We start from the raw sequence: 15268 nt of genomic DNA, 5'->3' as shown, positions 1-15268 counted from the left end.
CCGTCCTTTAAGGCAGCAGGCCTTTCACGTTGATCGGCTCGGCCTCGTTCTGGTGCGAGCCTTTCGGCTTGCCCGCGGTGGCCATGCCGGAGACGCGGTAGAAGTTGTAGTCCGGGTTCTTGCCCGGGCCCGAGATCAGCAGGTCTTCCTTCTCGTAGACGAGGTCCTGGCGCTTGTACTCGGCCATCTCGAAGTCCGGGGTGAGCTGGATCGCGGTGGTCGGGCAGGCCTCCTCGCACAGGCCGCAGAAGATGCAGCGCGAGAAGTTGATGCGGAAGAACTCGGGGTACCAGCGGCCGTCCTCGCGCTCGGCCTTCTGCAGGCTGATGCAGCCCACCGGGCAGGCCACCGCGCACAGGTTGCAGGCCACGCAGCGCTCGTCGCCGTCGGGGTCGCGGGTCAGCACGATGCGGCCGCGGTAGCGCGGCGGCAGGTACACCGGCTCCTCGGGGTACTGCAGGGTGTCGCGCTTGCGGAAGGCGTGGGAGAACACCATCACCAGGCTGCGCAGCTGGGTCCAGGTACCGCAGAGGACGTCCAGAATGTATTTGAACATGGCGTGTTTTCTCCTTACTGGGCAGCCAGCACCAGGGCGCCGGTCACCAGCAGGTTGAGCAGGGTCAGCGGCAGGCAGAACTTCCAGCCGAAGGCCATCACCTGGTCATAGCGCGGGCGCGGGATGGACGCGCGCAGCAGGATGAACAGCATGATGAAGAAGCAGGTCTTCAGGGCGAACCAGACGAACGACAGCTGCGGCAGGATGCCGAACGGGCCGTGCCAGCCGCCGAAGAACAGGGTCACCAGCAGCGCCGAGACCAGCACGATGCCGATGTACTCGCCGACGAAGAACATGCCCCACTTCATCCCCGCGTACTCGATGTGGTAGCCGTCGGCCAGTTCCTGCTCGGCCTCCGGCTGGTCGAACGGGTGACGGTGGGTCACCGCCACGCCGGCGATGAAGAAGGTGCAGAAGCCGAGGAACTGCGGGATCACGAACCACAGGTTCTGCGCCTGGTAGTCGACGATGTCGCGCATGTTGAACGAGCCCACCTGCGCGACGATGCCCATCAGCGACAGGCCCATGAACACCTCGTAGGACAGCGTCTGCGCCGAGGCGCGCAGCGAGCCGAGCAGGGCGAACTTGTTGTTGCTCGACCAGCCGGCGAACAGCACCGCGTAGACGGTCAGGCCGGCCATGGCGAAGAAGAACAAGAGGCCGATGTTCAGGTCCGCCACGCCCCAGGTCTCGGTCACCGGGATCACCGCGAAGGCGATCAGCAGCGCACTCATGGCGACGATCGGCGCCAGGGTGAAGATCAGCCTGTCGGCGAACGGCGGGGTCCAGTCTTCCTTGAAGAACATCTTCAGCATGTCGGCGGCCAGCTGGAACAGGCCGAACGGACCGACCCGGTTGGGGCCGTGGCGGTCCTGCCAGAGGCCGAGCAGGCGGCGCTCGACGAAGCTGAGGAAGGCGCCGCAGACCACCACGGCGAGCAGGATGACGATGGCCTTGAGCACGCCGACGATCACGGCGAGCACTTCCGGAGTGAGCCAGCTCATTGCGCCACCTCCTGCACGGCTTCGGCGAACAGCGTGCCGGCCAGCGGCGGGATGCCGTCGAAGCCGGCGGGCAGGCCGAGCAGGCCGTCGGCCAGCTCGTCGATCACCCTGAGCGGCAGGCGCAGCTCGCGGCCGCCGACCTTGAGGCTGAGCAGGGCGCCGTCCTGGAGGCCGAGACGCGCGGCGGCGTCGCTGCCGAGGGCGGCGTAGGCGGCCGGGATGCGCTCCTGCACCGGCGCGGCGCGCGAGGAGGTCTCGTCGCTGCCGAACAGGTGGTGCAGGGCGACCACCTGCCAGCGGCCGGCGGCGCTGAGCGGTGCGGCCGGGGCGCTGAACCACTCGGTGCGGTTGGCCGGGGCGTCGAACAGGCGCACGCCCGGATCGCCGGCGCGCAGGTGGCCGCCGACCTCGTCCTGGAACTTGTTCCAGGCCTGCGGCGAGTTCCAGCCCGGCGACCAGGCGAAGGGGATCTGCTGGCGGGCCTCGGCGCTGCCGGCGTAGCCCTCCATGGAGAAGGCGAACGGCGAATCGGCATCCTGCGGCTGGCGCGGCTCGTGCACGCTGATATTGGCGCGCATCGAGGTGCGACCGCTGTAGCGGTGCGGCTCGCGGGCCAGCTTGAGGCCCTTGATGCGGAACGCGGCCTTGGGCGCGGCAGCGACGATGCCGGCCAGCTGCGGCTGCACGGCGGCGCAGGCAGCGGTGACCTGGTCCAGCTGGGTCCAGTCGACGGCCTTGCCCTGCACGGTGCTGTGCAGCGCGTGCAGCCAGCGCCAGCCCTCGCGCACCAGGATCGCGCCGTCGTAGTAGCTCGGCTCGAACACCTGGAAGAAGCGCTGGGCGCGGCCTTCCTGGCTGACCAGGGTGCCGTCGCCCTCGGCGAAGCTGGCTACCGGCAGCAGCAGGTCGGCGCGGGCGGCGGTGGCGGTGTGCTGGTGGTCGGCGACGATCAGCACGCGGGCCTTCGCCAGCGCAGCGTCCACCTTGTCGGCGGCGGCGCGGCGGTACAGGTCGTTCTCCAGCACCACCACAGCGTCGGCCTGGCCGCAGGTCAGGACGTCCAGCGCGGCGTCCACCGACTCGCCACCCAGCAGGGTGACGCCCAGGCTGTTGGCCTCGGCGGCGACCAGGCTGATGCCGGCGTTCTTCTCGCGGTTCTTCAGTGCCCGGGCGATGTTGCCGGCGGCCTCGAGCAGCGCCTGGGAGCCCAGCGAGGCGCCGGCGACGATCAGCGGGCGCTGGCCGGCCAGCAGGGCGGCAGCGATGCGCGCGGCCAGGGCGGCGGCCTCGGCATCCAGGCCGGTCACGGCCGGGGCGCTCGGGTCGATGGCATGGGCCACGGCGAAGCCGAGGCGGGCCAGGTCGTCCGGCGCAGCGTGCACGCACTCCTCGGCAACGTCGTCGAGGCGGGTGCTGGTGACGCTGGCGATGAACAGCGGGTTCAGCGCGTGCTGGGCGACGTTCTGCACCGCCAGCTGGTGCCACTCGGGGATCTTCGCCGCGGCGGCGATCTCGGTGGCCTTGCCGCGGGCGGCCTGGCGCAGGGCCAGGGCGATGCGCGGCGCGGTCTGGGTGAGGTCCTCGCCGAGCACGAACACGGCGTCGAACTCTTCCAGCTCGCGCAGCGACGGCGTCGGCAGCGGGCCGTTGTCCAGCAGCTGGCGGATCAGGCGCAGGTTGGCCAGCTCGGCGGCGGCGATGCCGCTGTAGAAGTTGCCGGCGCCGACCAGCTCGCGCAGGGCGAAGTTGCTTTCCAGGCTGGCGCGCGGCGAACCGATGCCGATCACCTTGAGGCCCTTGAGCAGTTCGGCGGCCTTATCCAGCGCGGCGTCGATGCCGAGCTTCTGGGTACCGAACAGGGGCTGGCGCGGACGGTCCTCGCGGTTGACGTAGCCGTAGCCGAAGCGGCCGCGGTCGCACAGGAAGTAGTGGTTCACCGAGCCGTTGAAGCGGTTCTCGATGCGACGGATCTCGCCGTAGCGTTCGCCGGGGCTGGTGTTGCAGCCGACGCTGCACTGCTGGCAGATGCTCGGCGCGAACTGCATGTCCCACTTGCGGTTGTAGCGCTCGGAGTGGGTCTTGTCGGTGAACACCCCGGTCGGGCACACCTCGACCAGGTTGCCGGAGAACTCGCTCTCCAGCACGCCGTCCTCGACGCGGCCGAAGTAGACGTTGTCGTGGGCGCCGTAGACGCCCAGGTCCTCGCCACCGGCGTAGTCCTTGTAATAGCGCACGCAGCGGTAGCAGGCGATGCAGCGGTTCATCTCGTGGGCGATGAACGGGCCGAGGTCCTGGTTCTGGTGGGTGCGCTTGGTGAAGCGGTAGCGGCGCTTGTTGTGGCCGGTCATCACCGTCATGTCCTGCAGGTGGCAGTGACCGCCTTCCTCGCACACCGGGCAGTCGTGCGGGTGGTTGGTCATCAGCCATTCGACGACGCTTTCGCGGAAGTGCTTGGCTTCCTCGTCGTCGATGGAGATCCAGGTCTTGTCGCTGGCGGGAGTCATGCAGGACATGACGATGCGCCCGCGCTTGTCGTTCTCGTCGTTGTACTGCTTCACCGCGCACTGGCGGCAGGCGCCGACGCTGCCCAGCGCCGGGTGCCAGCAGAAGTAGGGAATGTCGAGACCGAGGGACAGACAGGCCTGCAACAGGTTGTCTGCGCCGTCGACGTCGTACGAATTGCCGTCTACGTGGATGGTGGCCATGGTTCAGGTTTCTTCTTTGCCCGCTCGCGCGGACTGGCTAATGGAATTCCGTGGTGCCGCACGCCCTCTGGGCACGCAGCGCCGGGGGCGGGGAAATGCGCCATGCGCAACGTCCCGCCTCCCGGCTTGCATCCTCTTGTGCCGACGCTTCAGGCGCCGGCGATCTGTACCGCTTCGCCGCGTGCCTCGCTGCCCTTGGCCACGCCGGCCTCGAACTCCTCGCGGAAGTACTTGATCGCGCTGCCCAGCGGCTCCACCGCACCGGGTGCGTGGGCGCAGAAGGTCTTGCCCGGGCCGAGGAAGTTGACCAGGCCGAGGAGGATCTCGATGTCCTCGGCGCTGCCCTGGCCGCGCTCCAGGGCGCGCAGGGTCTTCACGCTCCACGGCAGGCCGTCGCGGCACGGGGTGCACCAGCCGCACGACTCGCGGGCGAAGAACTCCTCCATGTTGCGCAGCAGCGAGACCATGTTGACGGTGTGGTCGACCGCCAGCGCCAGGCCGGTGCCCATGCGGGTGCCGACCTGACCGATGCCGGCGCTGTGCATCGGCGCGGACAGGTGCTCGGGAAGCAGGAAGCCGGTGCCGGCGCCGCCGGGCTGCCAGCATTTCAGCCGGTAGCCGTCGCGCATGCCGCCGGCGTAGTCCTCGAACAGCTCCTGGGCGGTGATGCCGAACGGCAGCTCCCAGATGCCGGGGTTCTTCACCTTGCCGGAGAAGCCCATCAGCTTGGTGCCGTGGTCGGTGCTGCCCGCCCTGGCCAGCGAGTGGTACCACTTGACGCCGTTGCCGATGATCGCCGGCACGTTGCACAGCGACTCGACGTTGTTGACGCAGGTCGGTTTGCCCCACACGCCGACCGCGGCGGGGAACGGCGGCTTGGCGCGCGGGTTGGCGCGGCGGCCTTCCAGCGAGTTGATCAGCGCGGTTTCCTCGCCGCAGATGTAGCGGCCGGCGCCGGTGTGGACGAACAGCTCGAAGTCGAAGCCGCTGCCGAGGATATTCTTGCCGAGCAGGCCGGCGGCCTTGGCTTCCTCGATGGCGCGGTTGAGGTTGGCGGCGGCGTCGACGTACTCGCCACGCAGGAAGATGTAGCCGCGGTAGGCCTTGAGCGCGCGCGCGCTGATCAGCATGCCCTCGATCAGCAGGTGCGGCAGCTGCTCCATGAGCAGGCGGTCCTTCCAGGTGTTGGGCTCCATCTCGTCCGCGTTGCACAGCAGGTAGCGGGTCTTGATGGACTCGTCGGCCGGCATCAGGCTCCACTTCACCCCGGTGGGGAAGCCGGCGCCGCCGCGGCCCTTGAGCCCGGACTCCTTGACCTCGTTGACGATGTCCGCCTCGGCCATGTCCCTGAGCGCCTTGCGCGCGGCCGTGTAGCCGTCCTTGCGCTGGTACTCGTCGAGCCACACCGGCTGGGCGTCGTCGCGCAGGCGCCAGGTCAGCGGGTGGGTTTCCGGGCTGCGCGCGACGGTGTTGAGCGGACCGATGGAAGTGAGGGTCTTCATGCGTAGTCCTCCAGCAGCTTGGCGACGCCGTCGGCAGTCACGTTGCCGAAGGTGTCGTCGTCGATCATCAGCGCGGGGGCCTTGTCGCAGTTGCCCAGGCAGCACACCGGCAGCAGGGTGAAGCGGCCGTCGGCGCTGGTCTGGCCGGGGGCGATGCCCAGCTGCTGCTGGATCGCGCCGAGTACCGATTCATGCCCGCCGATGAAGCAGGTCATGCTGTCGCACACGCGGATGATGTGGCGGCCGACCGGCTGGCGGAAGATCTGGCTGTAGAAGGTGGCCACGCCCTCGACGTCGCTGGCCGGGATGCCGAGCACCGCGGCGATGGCGTGGATGGCGCCGTCCGGCACCCAGCCGCGCTGCTTCTGGACGATCTTCAGCGCCTCGATGGACGCCGCGCGCGGGTCCTCGTAGTGGTGCATCTCGTGCTCGATGGCCGCGCGCTCGGTCTCGCTGAGGGCGAAACGGTCGGTCTGGATCAGGTTCTGCGAAGAAACAGGGGTCTGGCTCATTGTCAGCGGTCCACGTCAGCCATCACGAAGTCGATACTGCCCAGATAGGCGATCAGGTCCGGCACCATGCTGCCGCGGATCACCGCGGGAATCTGCTGCAGGTGGGCGAAGCTGGGGGTGCGGATCCGCGTGCGGTAGCTCATGGTGCTGCCGTCGCTGGTCAGGTAGTAGCTGTTGATGCCCTTGGTCGCCTCGATCATCTGGAAGGCCTCGTTGGCCGGCATCACCGGACCCCAGGAAACCTGCAGGAAGTGGGTGATCAGGGTCTCGATGTGCTGCAGCGTGCGTTCCTTCGGCGGCGGCGTGGTCAGCGGGTGGTCCGCCTTGTACGGGCCTTCCGGCATGTTGTTCAGGCACTGCTCGATGATCCGCAGGCTCTCGCGCATCTCGCCCATCTTGACCATGCAACGGGCATAGGCGTCGCCTTCGTGGGCCAGCGGCACCTCGAATTCGAAGTTCTCGTAGCCGGAGTACGGGCGCGCCTTGCGCAGGTCGAAGTCGAAGCCGGTGGCGCGCAGGCCGGCGCCGGTGACGCCCCACTCCAGCGCTTCCTTGGTGTTGTACTGGGCGACGCCCCTGGTGCGGCCGATCAGGATGCTGTTCTTCAGCGCGGCCTTCTCGTACTCGACCAGGCGCTTGGGCATCCAGTCGAGGAATTCGCGCACCAGGCGATCCCAGCCGCGCGGCAGGTCGTGGGCGACGCCGCCGATGCGGTACCAGGCCGGGTGCAGGCGGAAGCCGGTGATGGCCTCGACCACCTTGTAGGCGCGCTGGCGGTCGGTGAAGGTGAAGAACACCGGGGTCATGGCGCCGACGTCCTGGATGTAGGTGCCCAGGTACAGCAGGTGGTTCAGGATGCGGAAGAACTCCGCCATCATGATGCGGATGACGTCGACGCGCTGCGGCACCTTGATGCCGGCGAGCTTCTCCACCGCCAGCACGTAGGGCAGGTTGTTCATCACCCCGCCGAGGTAGTCGATGCGGTCGGTGTAGGGGATGAAGCTGTGCCAGCTCTGCCGCTCGGCCATCTTCTCGGCGCCGCGGTGGTGGTAGCCGATCTCCGGCACGCAGTCGACGATCTCCTCGCCGTCCAGCTGCAGGATGATACGGAAGGCGCCGTGGGCCGACGGGTGGTTGGGGCCCAGGTTGAGGAACATGAAGTCGGTGTGCTCGCCGCCGCGCTTCATGCCCCAGTCCTCGGGCCTGAAGCGCAGGGCTTCCTGCTCCAGGTCCTGCTTGGCGGCGGACAGGCTGAACGGGTCGAACTCGGTGGCGCGCGCCGGGTAGTCCTTGCGCAGCGGGTGACCTTCCCAGGTCGGCGGCATCAGCAGGCGGGTCAGGTGCGGGTGGCCGCTGAAGGTGATGCCGTAGAGGTCCCAGACCTCGCGCTCGTACCAGTTGGCGTTGGGCCAGATGCCGGTGGCGGTCGGCACGTTGAGGTCGCCCTCGCTCAGGGCGACCTTGATCATCACGTCGCTGTTCCGCTCCATCGAGATCAGGTGGTAGAACACGCTGAAGTCGGCGGCGGGCAGGCCGCGGCGCTGGGTGCGCAGGCGCTCGTCGACGCCGTGCAGGTCGTAGAGCATGACGTAGGGCTTGCTCACGTCACGCAGGAAGCGCAGCACCTCGATCAGGCGCGCGCGCGGCACCCAGATTACCGGCATGCCGGTGCGGGTGGGCTGGAGGGTGAAGGTGTCGGCGCCGAAACGCGCCTGCAGTTCGATGACGATATCCTGGTCGTCGGCCTTGTACGGCGGGACGGCCAGCAGGGTGTCTGCTGTCATGGTTCTCGATCGCTCGGTCAACGGATGGGCACGCCCGCACCTGGCGGGCGGGGGCTCATACTTCGTCGGGGCTGCGCAGGTTGGTTACCTGGATGCGTTGTTCACGGCGCACGTCGCGCTGCGCCGGCATTTCGGCGCGGTAGATGCCCTGGTCGCCAACCACCCAGGACAGCGGACGGCGCTCCTCGCCGATGGAGTCCTGCAGCAGCATCAGCGCCTGCAGGAACGCCTCGGGGCGGGGCGGACAGCCGGGAACGTAGACGTCGACGGGGAGGAACTTGTCCACCCCCTGGACGACCGAGTAGATGTCGTACATGCCGCCGGAGTTGGCGCATGCACCCATGGAGATGACCCACTTGGGTTCCAGCATCTGTTCGTACAGGCGCTGGATGACCGGCGCCATCTTCACGAAGCAGGTGCCGGCGACGACCATGAAGTCGGCCTGGCGCGGTGAGGCGCGGATCACTTCGGCGCCGAAGCGGGCGATGTCGTGGGGCGCGGTGAACGCCGTGGTCATCTCCACGTAGCAGCAGGACAGGCCGAAGTTGTACGGCCACAGGGAGTTCTTGCGCCCCCAGTTGACCGCCTTGTGCAGGACGTCTTCCAGTTTGCCCATGAAGACGCTCTTGTGCACCTGGTCTTCTAGCTGGGAGTCGGAAACGGTTTCCCGCTGGCCGATCGGATACTGGTCATTGACCGCATCCGGATCGATCCGGGTAAGTTCATATCGCATTGCCAAAGCCTCATTGTTTCAGCTTCGCCTGCCGCTTGCGGCGTGCTTCGGGCGCCCAGTCGAGCGCGCCGATACGCCAAAGGTAGACAAGACCCGCCAACAGAATTGCTATGAAAACGGTAGCTTCGATGAGGCCCGCCCAGCCGCTTTCGCGCACCGAGACGGCCCAGGCAAAGAGGAAGAGGGCTTCGACGTCGAAGATCACGAAGAGCATCGCGACCAGATAGAATTTGGCGGAGAGGCGCAGGCGCGCGCTGCCGGTGGGCACCACGCCGGCTTCGAACGGTTCGTTCTTGCTGCGCCCCCAGGCGCGGCTGCCGAGCAGGCTGGAGACGCCGAGCATGAAGGCGATCAGGCCGAAGACGCCGAGCAGGAAGACGGCGAAACTCCAGTTGTGGGCGAGCAGAGCGGTCGATTCGGTCATGCCGGAGACTCTTCGAGGGCTTTGGGCGGGCTGCGGGACGCTCTGGCGCGCCACAAGCGCGCGAAGAATGCGGCACTGTGTCGCAGCTTGCAATAAATTTTTGCAATTCTATGCCGGTTATCCGGACAAGTAAATTCATCCCTTGGAAGGGTCTCTTGCGGGGCTGGCAATAATGCGACCTGGTGTCGCAGGCAGGGTAAAAAAAGACCCCGCCGAAGCGGGGTCGAACGTGCCATGGTACGAGCTTGAAGCGTGTCGGGCTCAGACCGCCTGTCCGGGGACTCTGGCCCGGGTGACCCGGTCCACCAGATAGACCAGGCCGTGGTAGTCGATGCCGGAATGCTGCGACAGGCCGATCTCGCAGGTGCGGCTGGTGGACACCCCTTCACCGCACTGCTGCACGGCGTCCTGCAGCGAGCGCAGCGCGTGGGCATTGAGCTCCGGCTGGTTGAAGCCCTTGTCGCCGGCGAAGCCGCAGCAGTGGATGCCTTCCGGCACCACCACCTGGCGGGTGCAGCGGCCGACGATGTCGATCAGCCCCTGCGCCTCGCCCAGGTGCTGGGTGCTGCAGGTGACGTGCACCGCCACCGGCTCGGCCTGCGGGACGAACTCCAGGCGGTCGAGCAGCTGCTCGCGGATGAACTTCACCGGATCGAAGATCTGCAGGCGCTCGTCGGCAAGATCCTGCACCAGGCGCAGGGTGCACGGGCTGGTGTCGCAGTAGATCGGGTCCAGGCCGCCGCGACTGGCCTCGAGCAGCGCGTCGAGCAGCTCGCGGCGCTTGGCCTCGGCCTGCTCGGGATAGCCCTTGGAGGCGAACGGCTGGCCGCAGCACAGGTTGTCCAGTTCGGCTGGGAACACCACGGCGAAGCCGGCCTTCTCCAGCAGGGCGCGGGTCTTGTCGAGCAGCGGCGTCTGCTCGGCGTCGGCGAACGCCGGACCCATGGCGCGCGACACGCAGGCGGCCAGATACACCACCCGCGGCTTTTCCGTCTGTTGCGGCGCGGCCGGCAACTGCAGGCGCACCGGCTGCGGCATGGCGGCGGTCCACTGCGGCAGGCGCTCGCCGGACAGCCGGCGCAGGCCGGCGCTGAGCGCGGCCAGGCGCGGCGCGCCGAGCAGGCGGCGCGCGCCGTCGGCGGCGGCCAGAGTCAGGCGGGTGCCCTTGAGCGCGCTGGCGAAGTGTCCGGCCAGCCAGGTCGCGGTGCCCGGGTGATCCGCCTCGGCGGCACGCAGCTTGCGCACCAGGTCGCCGGTGTTGATCCCCACCGGGCAGCGCTGCGCGCACAGGCCGGTGGCGGCGCAGGTGTCGAGGCCGTGGTAGCGGTAGGCGCGCTCCAGCTCGCTGGTGTCGATGCCGGCGCGCTTCCTGGCCTGGATGTCGCGCCAGATGACGATGCGCTGGCGCGGGGTCAGGGTCAGGCCGCGCGACGGGCAGACCGGCTCGCAGAAGCCGCACTCGATGCACTTGTCGACGATCTCGTCGGCGGCCGGCAGCGGCTTGAGGTTCTTCAGGTGGATCTCGGGATCCTCCGAGAGCACCACGTCGGGGTTGAGGATGCCGCGCGGGTCGAGCAGGCGCTTGATCTTCCACATCAGCTGGTAGGCTTCTGCGCCCCACTCCAGCTCGACGAAGGGCGCCATGTTGCGCCCGGTGCCATGCTCGGCCTTCAGCGCGCCGCCGAACTCCACCGCCACCAGTTGGGCGACGTCCTGCATGAACGCCTCGTAGCGGGCCTTCTCCGCGTCGCTGTCGAAGCCCTGGGTGAACACGAAGTGCAGGTTGCCCTCCAGGGCATGGCCGAAGATGATCGCCTCGTCGTAGCGGTGCTTGTCCAGCAGCGCCAGCAGGCGGTTGACGCCCTCGGCCAGCTGTTCGACCGGGAAGGTGACGTCCTCGATGATCACCGTGGTGCCGGTACGGCGCACCGCGCCGACCGCCGGGAAGGTGTCCTTGCGGATCTTCCACAGCTGGTTGTAGACCACCGGGTCCTCGCTGAAGTCGACCTGCTTTTCCACCGGGAAGCCGGCGATGGACGCCATGATTTGCGCGATCTGCTCGTGCAGCAGGCTCTGGCTGGCGGCGCGCGACTCGATCAGCAGCGCGCAGGCGCCGGCGGACAGCTCCCTGACCCACGCCGGCATGCCCTTCATGTTCTCCACCGAGCGCAGGCTGCGCCGGTCGAGCAGCTCGACGGCGGACACCGGCTGCTGGCGCAGCACCGGCACGGCGCGGCAGCAGTTCGCCACGTCGGGGAACACGATCAGCGCGCTGGCCTTGTGCGGGTAGTCCGGCACGGTGTCGTAGGTCACCGCGCTGATGAAGCCCAGGGTGCCCTCCGAGCCGACCATCAGGTGGTTGAGGATGTCCAGCGGGTCGTCGTAGTCGATGAGCGCGTTGAGCGAGAAGCCGGTGGTGTTCTTCAGCCGGTACTTGTGACGGATCCTGTCGGCCAGCGCCGTGTTGGCACGGGTCTGCCGGCCCAGCTCGGCCAGCTCGGCCAGCAGCGTGGCGTGGCTCTGCCTGAAGGCGCGCACGCTGGCCGCATCCTCGCTGTCCACCACGGTGCCGTCGGCCAGCACCAGGCGCAGGCCGGCGAGGGTCTTGTAGCTGTTCTGCGCGGTGCCGCAGCACATGCCGCTGGAATTGTTGGCGACGATGCCGCCGATCTTCGCCGCGTTGATCGACGCCGGGTCCGGACCGATCTTGCGCTGCAGCGGCGCCAGCACGGCGTTGGCCTGGGCGCCGATCACCCCCGGCTGCAGGCGGATCTGCGCGCCGCCGCCGCGGATCTCGCGGCCGTTCCAGTTGTCGCCGAGCACGATCAGCACCGAATCGCTGATCGCCTGGCCGGACAGGCTGGTGCCGGCGGCGCGGAAGGTCACCGCCACGCGCTCGGCATGGGCCAGTCTGAGCAGCTCGACCACCTCGGCTTCGGATTCGACGCGCAGCACCAGCTGGGGGATCAGCCGGTAGAAGCTGGCGTCGGTGCCGAAGGCCAGGGTGGACAGCGGGTCGTCGAAGCGCCGTTCGCGCGGGATCAGCCGTTCGACGGCACTAATAAAGGCGGCCGGCAGACTCATGCGTCCTCCAGGATCAGCACGATCAGGTCCTTGGGTCCGTGGGCGCCGTAGGCCAGCACCTGCTCGATGTCGGCGGTCTTCGACGGCCCGGACACCAGCAGGGCGTTGGTCGGCAGGCCGGCGGCCCACTGCTGTTCCTGCATCACCTCGTAGAGGTTGTCGCGGATCGTGCTGGCCCTGAGCAGGGCGAAGTGCACCGGTGGCACCAGGCTCATCAGGCGCGGCTCGTGGCGGTCCGGCCAGAGGATCAGGGTGCCGGTGGCGGCGATGGCGCCGAGGGTGCCGGTCAGACTGGCCGGGGTGTCATCGAACAGCTCGGCCTTCCACGCCTCCACCGGGCGGTCGTAGGCCTTGAGCGCCGGCAGCCCGTCGCGGCCTGCGAAGTGCGCGGCCAGCTGGGCGCCGTGGGCGGTGCCCGGGGCGATCAGCAGGCTGGGCAGTTGTTTGTCGGCGAGCAGCCGCTCGACCAGCGCCGGCCACTCGGTCGTGGTGGTCAGGTGGGTCTCGGTGTGCACCGCTTCCATCAGTTGGCGCAGGCGGTTGACGCGCTCGCCGGCCGGGTAGCGCCACGGCTCGGTCACCAGGCTCACGTCGTAGTCGTCGGCGAGCGGGCGGGTGCCTTCGAGGCTCCTGCGCAGCTTGGCGAGGATATTGGCTTTGGCAGACATCACTTGCCCTCCAGGTGCTCGCGGGCCAGCTCGTGCAGCGAGCGGGCGGCGGGTTTCGGTGCGCTGTGGTTCTGCGTCCACGGGCCGAGCTGGTTCGGCGTCAGGCCGCGCAGGCGGGTGGCGAAGAAGCCGAAGGTGCGGTACAGCAGCGGCGAGGTGTTGAGCAGCCGCCAGCCCTTCCACAGCAGGCGTTCGCCGGCCGAGTACTTGCTGCCCTGGCCGCGCATCACCTTGTGCGGATCGTCCGGACTCTTGACGTTCTCCTCGCGCAGGCGGCGCAGCAGCGCGGGGATCGGGATCTTCACCGGGCAGACCTCGCCGCAGGCGCCGCACAGTGAGGACGCCGACGGGTGGTCCGGAGTGTTCTCCAGGCCCATCAGGTGCGGCGAGATGATCTTGCCGATCGGCCCCGGATACACGGTGCCGTAGGCCTGGCCGCCGATGCGGGTGTACACCGGGCAGTGGTTCATGCAGGCGCCGCAGCGGATGCAGTTGAGGGTCTGGCGCAGTTCGCCGTCGGCGAAGGCCTGGCTGCGGCCGTTGTCGAGCAGCACCAGGTGGACTTCCTGCGGGCCGTCCAGCTCGTCGGCCTTGCGCGGCCCGGAGATCATGTTGACGTAGGTGGTGATGCCCTGGCCGAGCGCCGAGCGGGTCAAGAGCGACAGCAGCGGCACCACGTCGCGCAGGTTCTCGACGACTTTTTCTATCCCGGTGACGGCGATATGCACCGGCGGCACGGTGGTCGACATGCGGCCGTTGCCCTCGTTCTCCACCAGCAGCAGGGTGCCGGTCTCGGCCACCGCGAAGTTGACCCCGGAGACGCCGATGTCGGCCTCGAAGAACTTCTTGCGCAGCACACGCCGACCGGTCTGGATCAACTGGTCGACGTCTTCGGTATAGGGTTCGCCGAGCCGGTCGTGGAACAGGTCGGCGACCTGCCGGGCGTTCTTGTGGATCGCCGGCATGATGATGTGGGTGGGCTTCTCGTGATCGAGCTGGATGATGTACTCGCCCATGTCGGACTCCAGGGCCTCGATGCCCTCGGCTTCCAGCACATGGTTCATGTCCATCTCTTCGCTGACCATCGACTTGCCCTTGATCACTTGCCGCGCCTCGTGGGCGCGGATGATCGACAGGACGATGGCGTTGGCCTCGTCCACCGTCTCCGCCCAGTGCACCTTCACACCGTTGCGGGTCAGGTTGGCTTCCAGCCGCTCGAGCAGCTCGGGCAGCTGCGACAGCGCGCGGGCACGCACGTGGTTGCCCATCTCGCGCAGGTGCTCGCGCTCGTGCTCGTCGGGCATCGACGCCAGGCGCTTGGCCATCAGCGAGTCCATGGCCTTGCGCATGTTGCCGCGCAACTGGGCGTCGCCGAGGGCGGCGTGGGCGTTGTGCTTGAGTTCGCGGCTGGGAATCTCCACCGCGGGGATGCGGACCTGGCTGTTCATCGGGCACCTCCGGTGCGCTGCCAGAGGAAGCTGGCCAGGTGCTGGCCGCGCAGCGATGCGTTCTGCTTCTCGAAGGCGCCGTTGATGTTGAGCAGGCAGCCGCAGTCGGCGCTGACCACCTGGGCGGCGCCGGTTTCCTGCAGGGCGCGGGTCTTGTCGGCGACCATGGCGCCGGAGATGTCCGGCATGCGCACGCTGAAGGTGCCGCCGAAGCCGCAGCACTCGCTCTCGTGGTCGTGGTCGACGCGCTCGACCCTGGTCAGCTGGGCGAGCAGGGCGCGGCCGTGCAGGTGGGTGTTCATCTCGCGGCGCGCCGAGCAGGAGGTGTGCAGGGCGATCCTGGTCGGCGCGCCCTGGTCCTGCAGCTCGACCTTGCAGATATAGAGGAGGAACTCGGCCAGTTCGAAGGTGCGCTCGGCCAGCGCCTGGGCGCGGGCGAGGGTGGCCGGCTCGTCCTTGAACAGCTCGGCGTAGTGGTGGCGGATCATCCCGGCGCAGGAGCCTGACGGCACCACCAGCGGCCAGTCCTGTTCGAACAGGGCGAGCTGGGCGCGCGCCACCTCGCGGGCCTCGTCGGTGTAGCCGGAGGTGTAGGCCGGCTGGCCGCAGCAGCTCTGCCCCTGCGGGAAGTGCACGCGGATGCCCTCGCGCTCGAGCAGGCGGATGGCGTCCATCCCGGCCTCGGGGAAGAACAGGTCGAGCACGCAGGTGCCGAACAGGTAGACGTTGGCCGGCTTGTGCGCCGGGTACTGGCGCGGCGTCGGCAGCGGCGGCGCCACGCGGGTGGCGTTGGGCGCGGCGTTGTAGAACAGGTCGCTCATGGCGGGGCTCCGGTTGGGCCGGTTGTC

The 15268-nt window shown here is 68.5% G+C and carries 12 protein-coding genes; all 12 read right to left on the bottom strand.

Features of this window, described 5'->3' with window-relative positions:
• Positions 1-7: 7 nt before the first annotated feature.
• Positions 8-556, bottom strand: a complete 549-nt coding sequence (gene nuoI, locus SK095_RS12705) for an NADH-quinone oxidoreductase subunit NuoI (protein ID WP_201487303.1) — start codon at positions 554-556, stop codon at positions 8-10.
• A gap of 14 nt (positions 557-570) precedes the next feature.
• Positions 571-1560, bottom strand: coding sequence for an NADH-quinone oxidoreductase subunit NuoH (nuoH, locus tag SK095_RS12700; RefSeq protein ID WP_201487302.1), 990 nt, complete (start codon positions 1558-1560; stop codon positions 571-573).
• Positions 1557-4265 (bottom strand): NADH-quinone oxidoreductase subunit NuoG, encoded by a 2709-nt coding sequence (nuoG, locus tag SK095_RS12695; RefSeq protein ID WP_320546495.1) that lies wholly within the window; start codon positions 4263-4265, stop codon positions 1557-1559. The genes nuoH and nuoG overlap by 4 nt, the downstream gene beginning before the upstream one ends.
• A 149-nt stretch (positions 4266-4414) precedes the next feature.
• The gene (gene nuoF / locus SK095_RS12690) at positions 4415-5767 is read right to left on the bottom strand and encodes an NADH-quinone oxidoreductase subunit NuoF (RefSeq protein ID WP_320546494.1); all 1353 of its coding nucleotides are present in this window, start codon (positions 5765-5767) and stop codon (positions 4415-4417) included.
• Positions 5764-6279, bottom strand: a complete 516-nt coding sequence (gene nuoE / locus SK095_RS12685; protein ID WP_320546493.1) for an NADH-quinone oxidoreductase subunit NuoE — start codon at positions 6277-6279, stop codon at positions 5764-5766. Before nuoE ends, nuoF begins: the two co-directional genes overlap by 4 nt.
• A gap of 2 nt (positions 6280-6281) precedes the next feature.
• Positions 6282-8063: an NADH-quinone oxidoreductase subunit C/D gene (gene nuoC / locus SK095_RS12680; protein WP_201487299.1), complete on the bottom strand. Its 1782-nt coding sequence runs from the start codon at positions 8061-8063 to the stop codon at positions 6282-6284.
• A gap of 55 nt (positions 8064-8118) precedes the next feature.
• The gene (locus SK095_RS12675) at positions 8119-8796 is read right to left on the bottom strand and encodes an NADH-quinone oxidoreductase subunit B (RefSeq protein WP_090351601.1); all 678 of its coding nucleotides are present in this window, start codon (positions 8794-8796) and stop codon (positions 8119-8121) included.
• A gap of 10 nt (positions 8797-8806) precedes the next feature.
• Positions 8807-9220 (bottom strand): NADH-quinone oxidoreductase subunit A, encoded by a 414-nt coding sequence (locus SK095_RS12670; protein ID WP_090351603.1) that lies wholly within the window; start codon positions 9218-9220, stop codon positions 8807-8809.
• Between the two features lie 261 nt (positions 9221-9481).
• Positions 9482-12304, bottom strand: coding sequence for an FAD-binding and (Fe-S)-binding domain-containing protein (locus SK095_RS12665; RefSeq protein WP_320546492.1), 2823 nt, complete (start codon positions 12302-12304; stop codon positions 9482-9484).
• Positions 12301-12972, bottom strand: coding sequence for a LutC/YkgG family protein (locus SK095_RS12660; protein WP_320546491.1), 672 nt, complete (start codon positions 12970-12972; stop codon positions 12301-12303). The genes SK095_RS12665 and SK095_RS12660 overlap by 4 nt, the downstream gene beginning before the upstream one ends.
• A complete protein-coding gene (locus SK095_RS12655) occupies positions 12972-14420 on the bottom strand; it encodes a LutB/LldF family L-lactate oxidation iron-sulfur protein (RefSeq protein WP_320546490.1) in 1449 nt (482 codons plus the stop codon). Before SK095_RS12655 ends, SK095_RS12660 begins: the two co-directional genes overlap by 1 nt.
• A complete protein-coding gene (locus SK095_RS12650; RefSeq protein WP_136490494.1) occupies positions 14417-15241 on the bottom strand; it encodes a (Fe-S)-binding protein in 825 nt (274 codons plus the stop codon). The genes SK095_RS12655 and SK095_RS12650 overlap by 4 nt, the downstream gene beginning before the upstream one ends.
• Positions 15242-15268 lie beyond the last annotated feature (27 nt).

The organism is Pseudomonas sp. AN-1 (assembly GCF_034057115.1).
GTDB lineage: Bacteria > Pseudomonadota > Gammaproteobacteria > Pseudomonadales > Pseudomonadaceae > Geopseudomonas.
The sequence above is the reverse complement of the archived record's forward strand: the minus strand, read 5'-3'. Positions and strand labels throughout refer to the sequence as shown.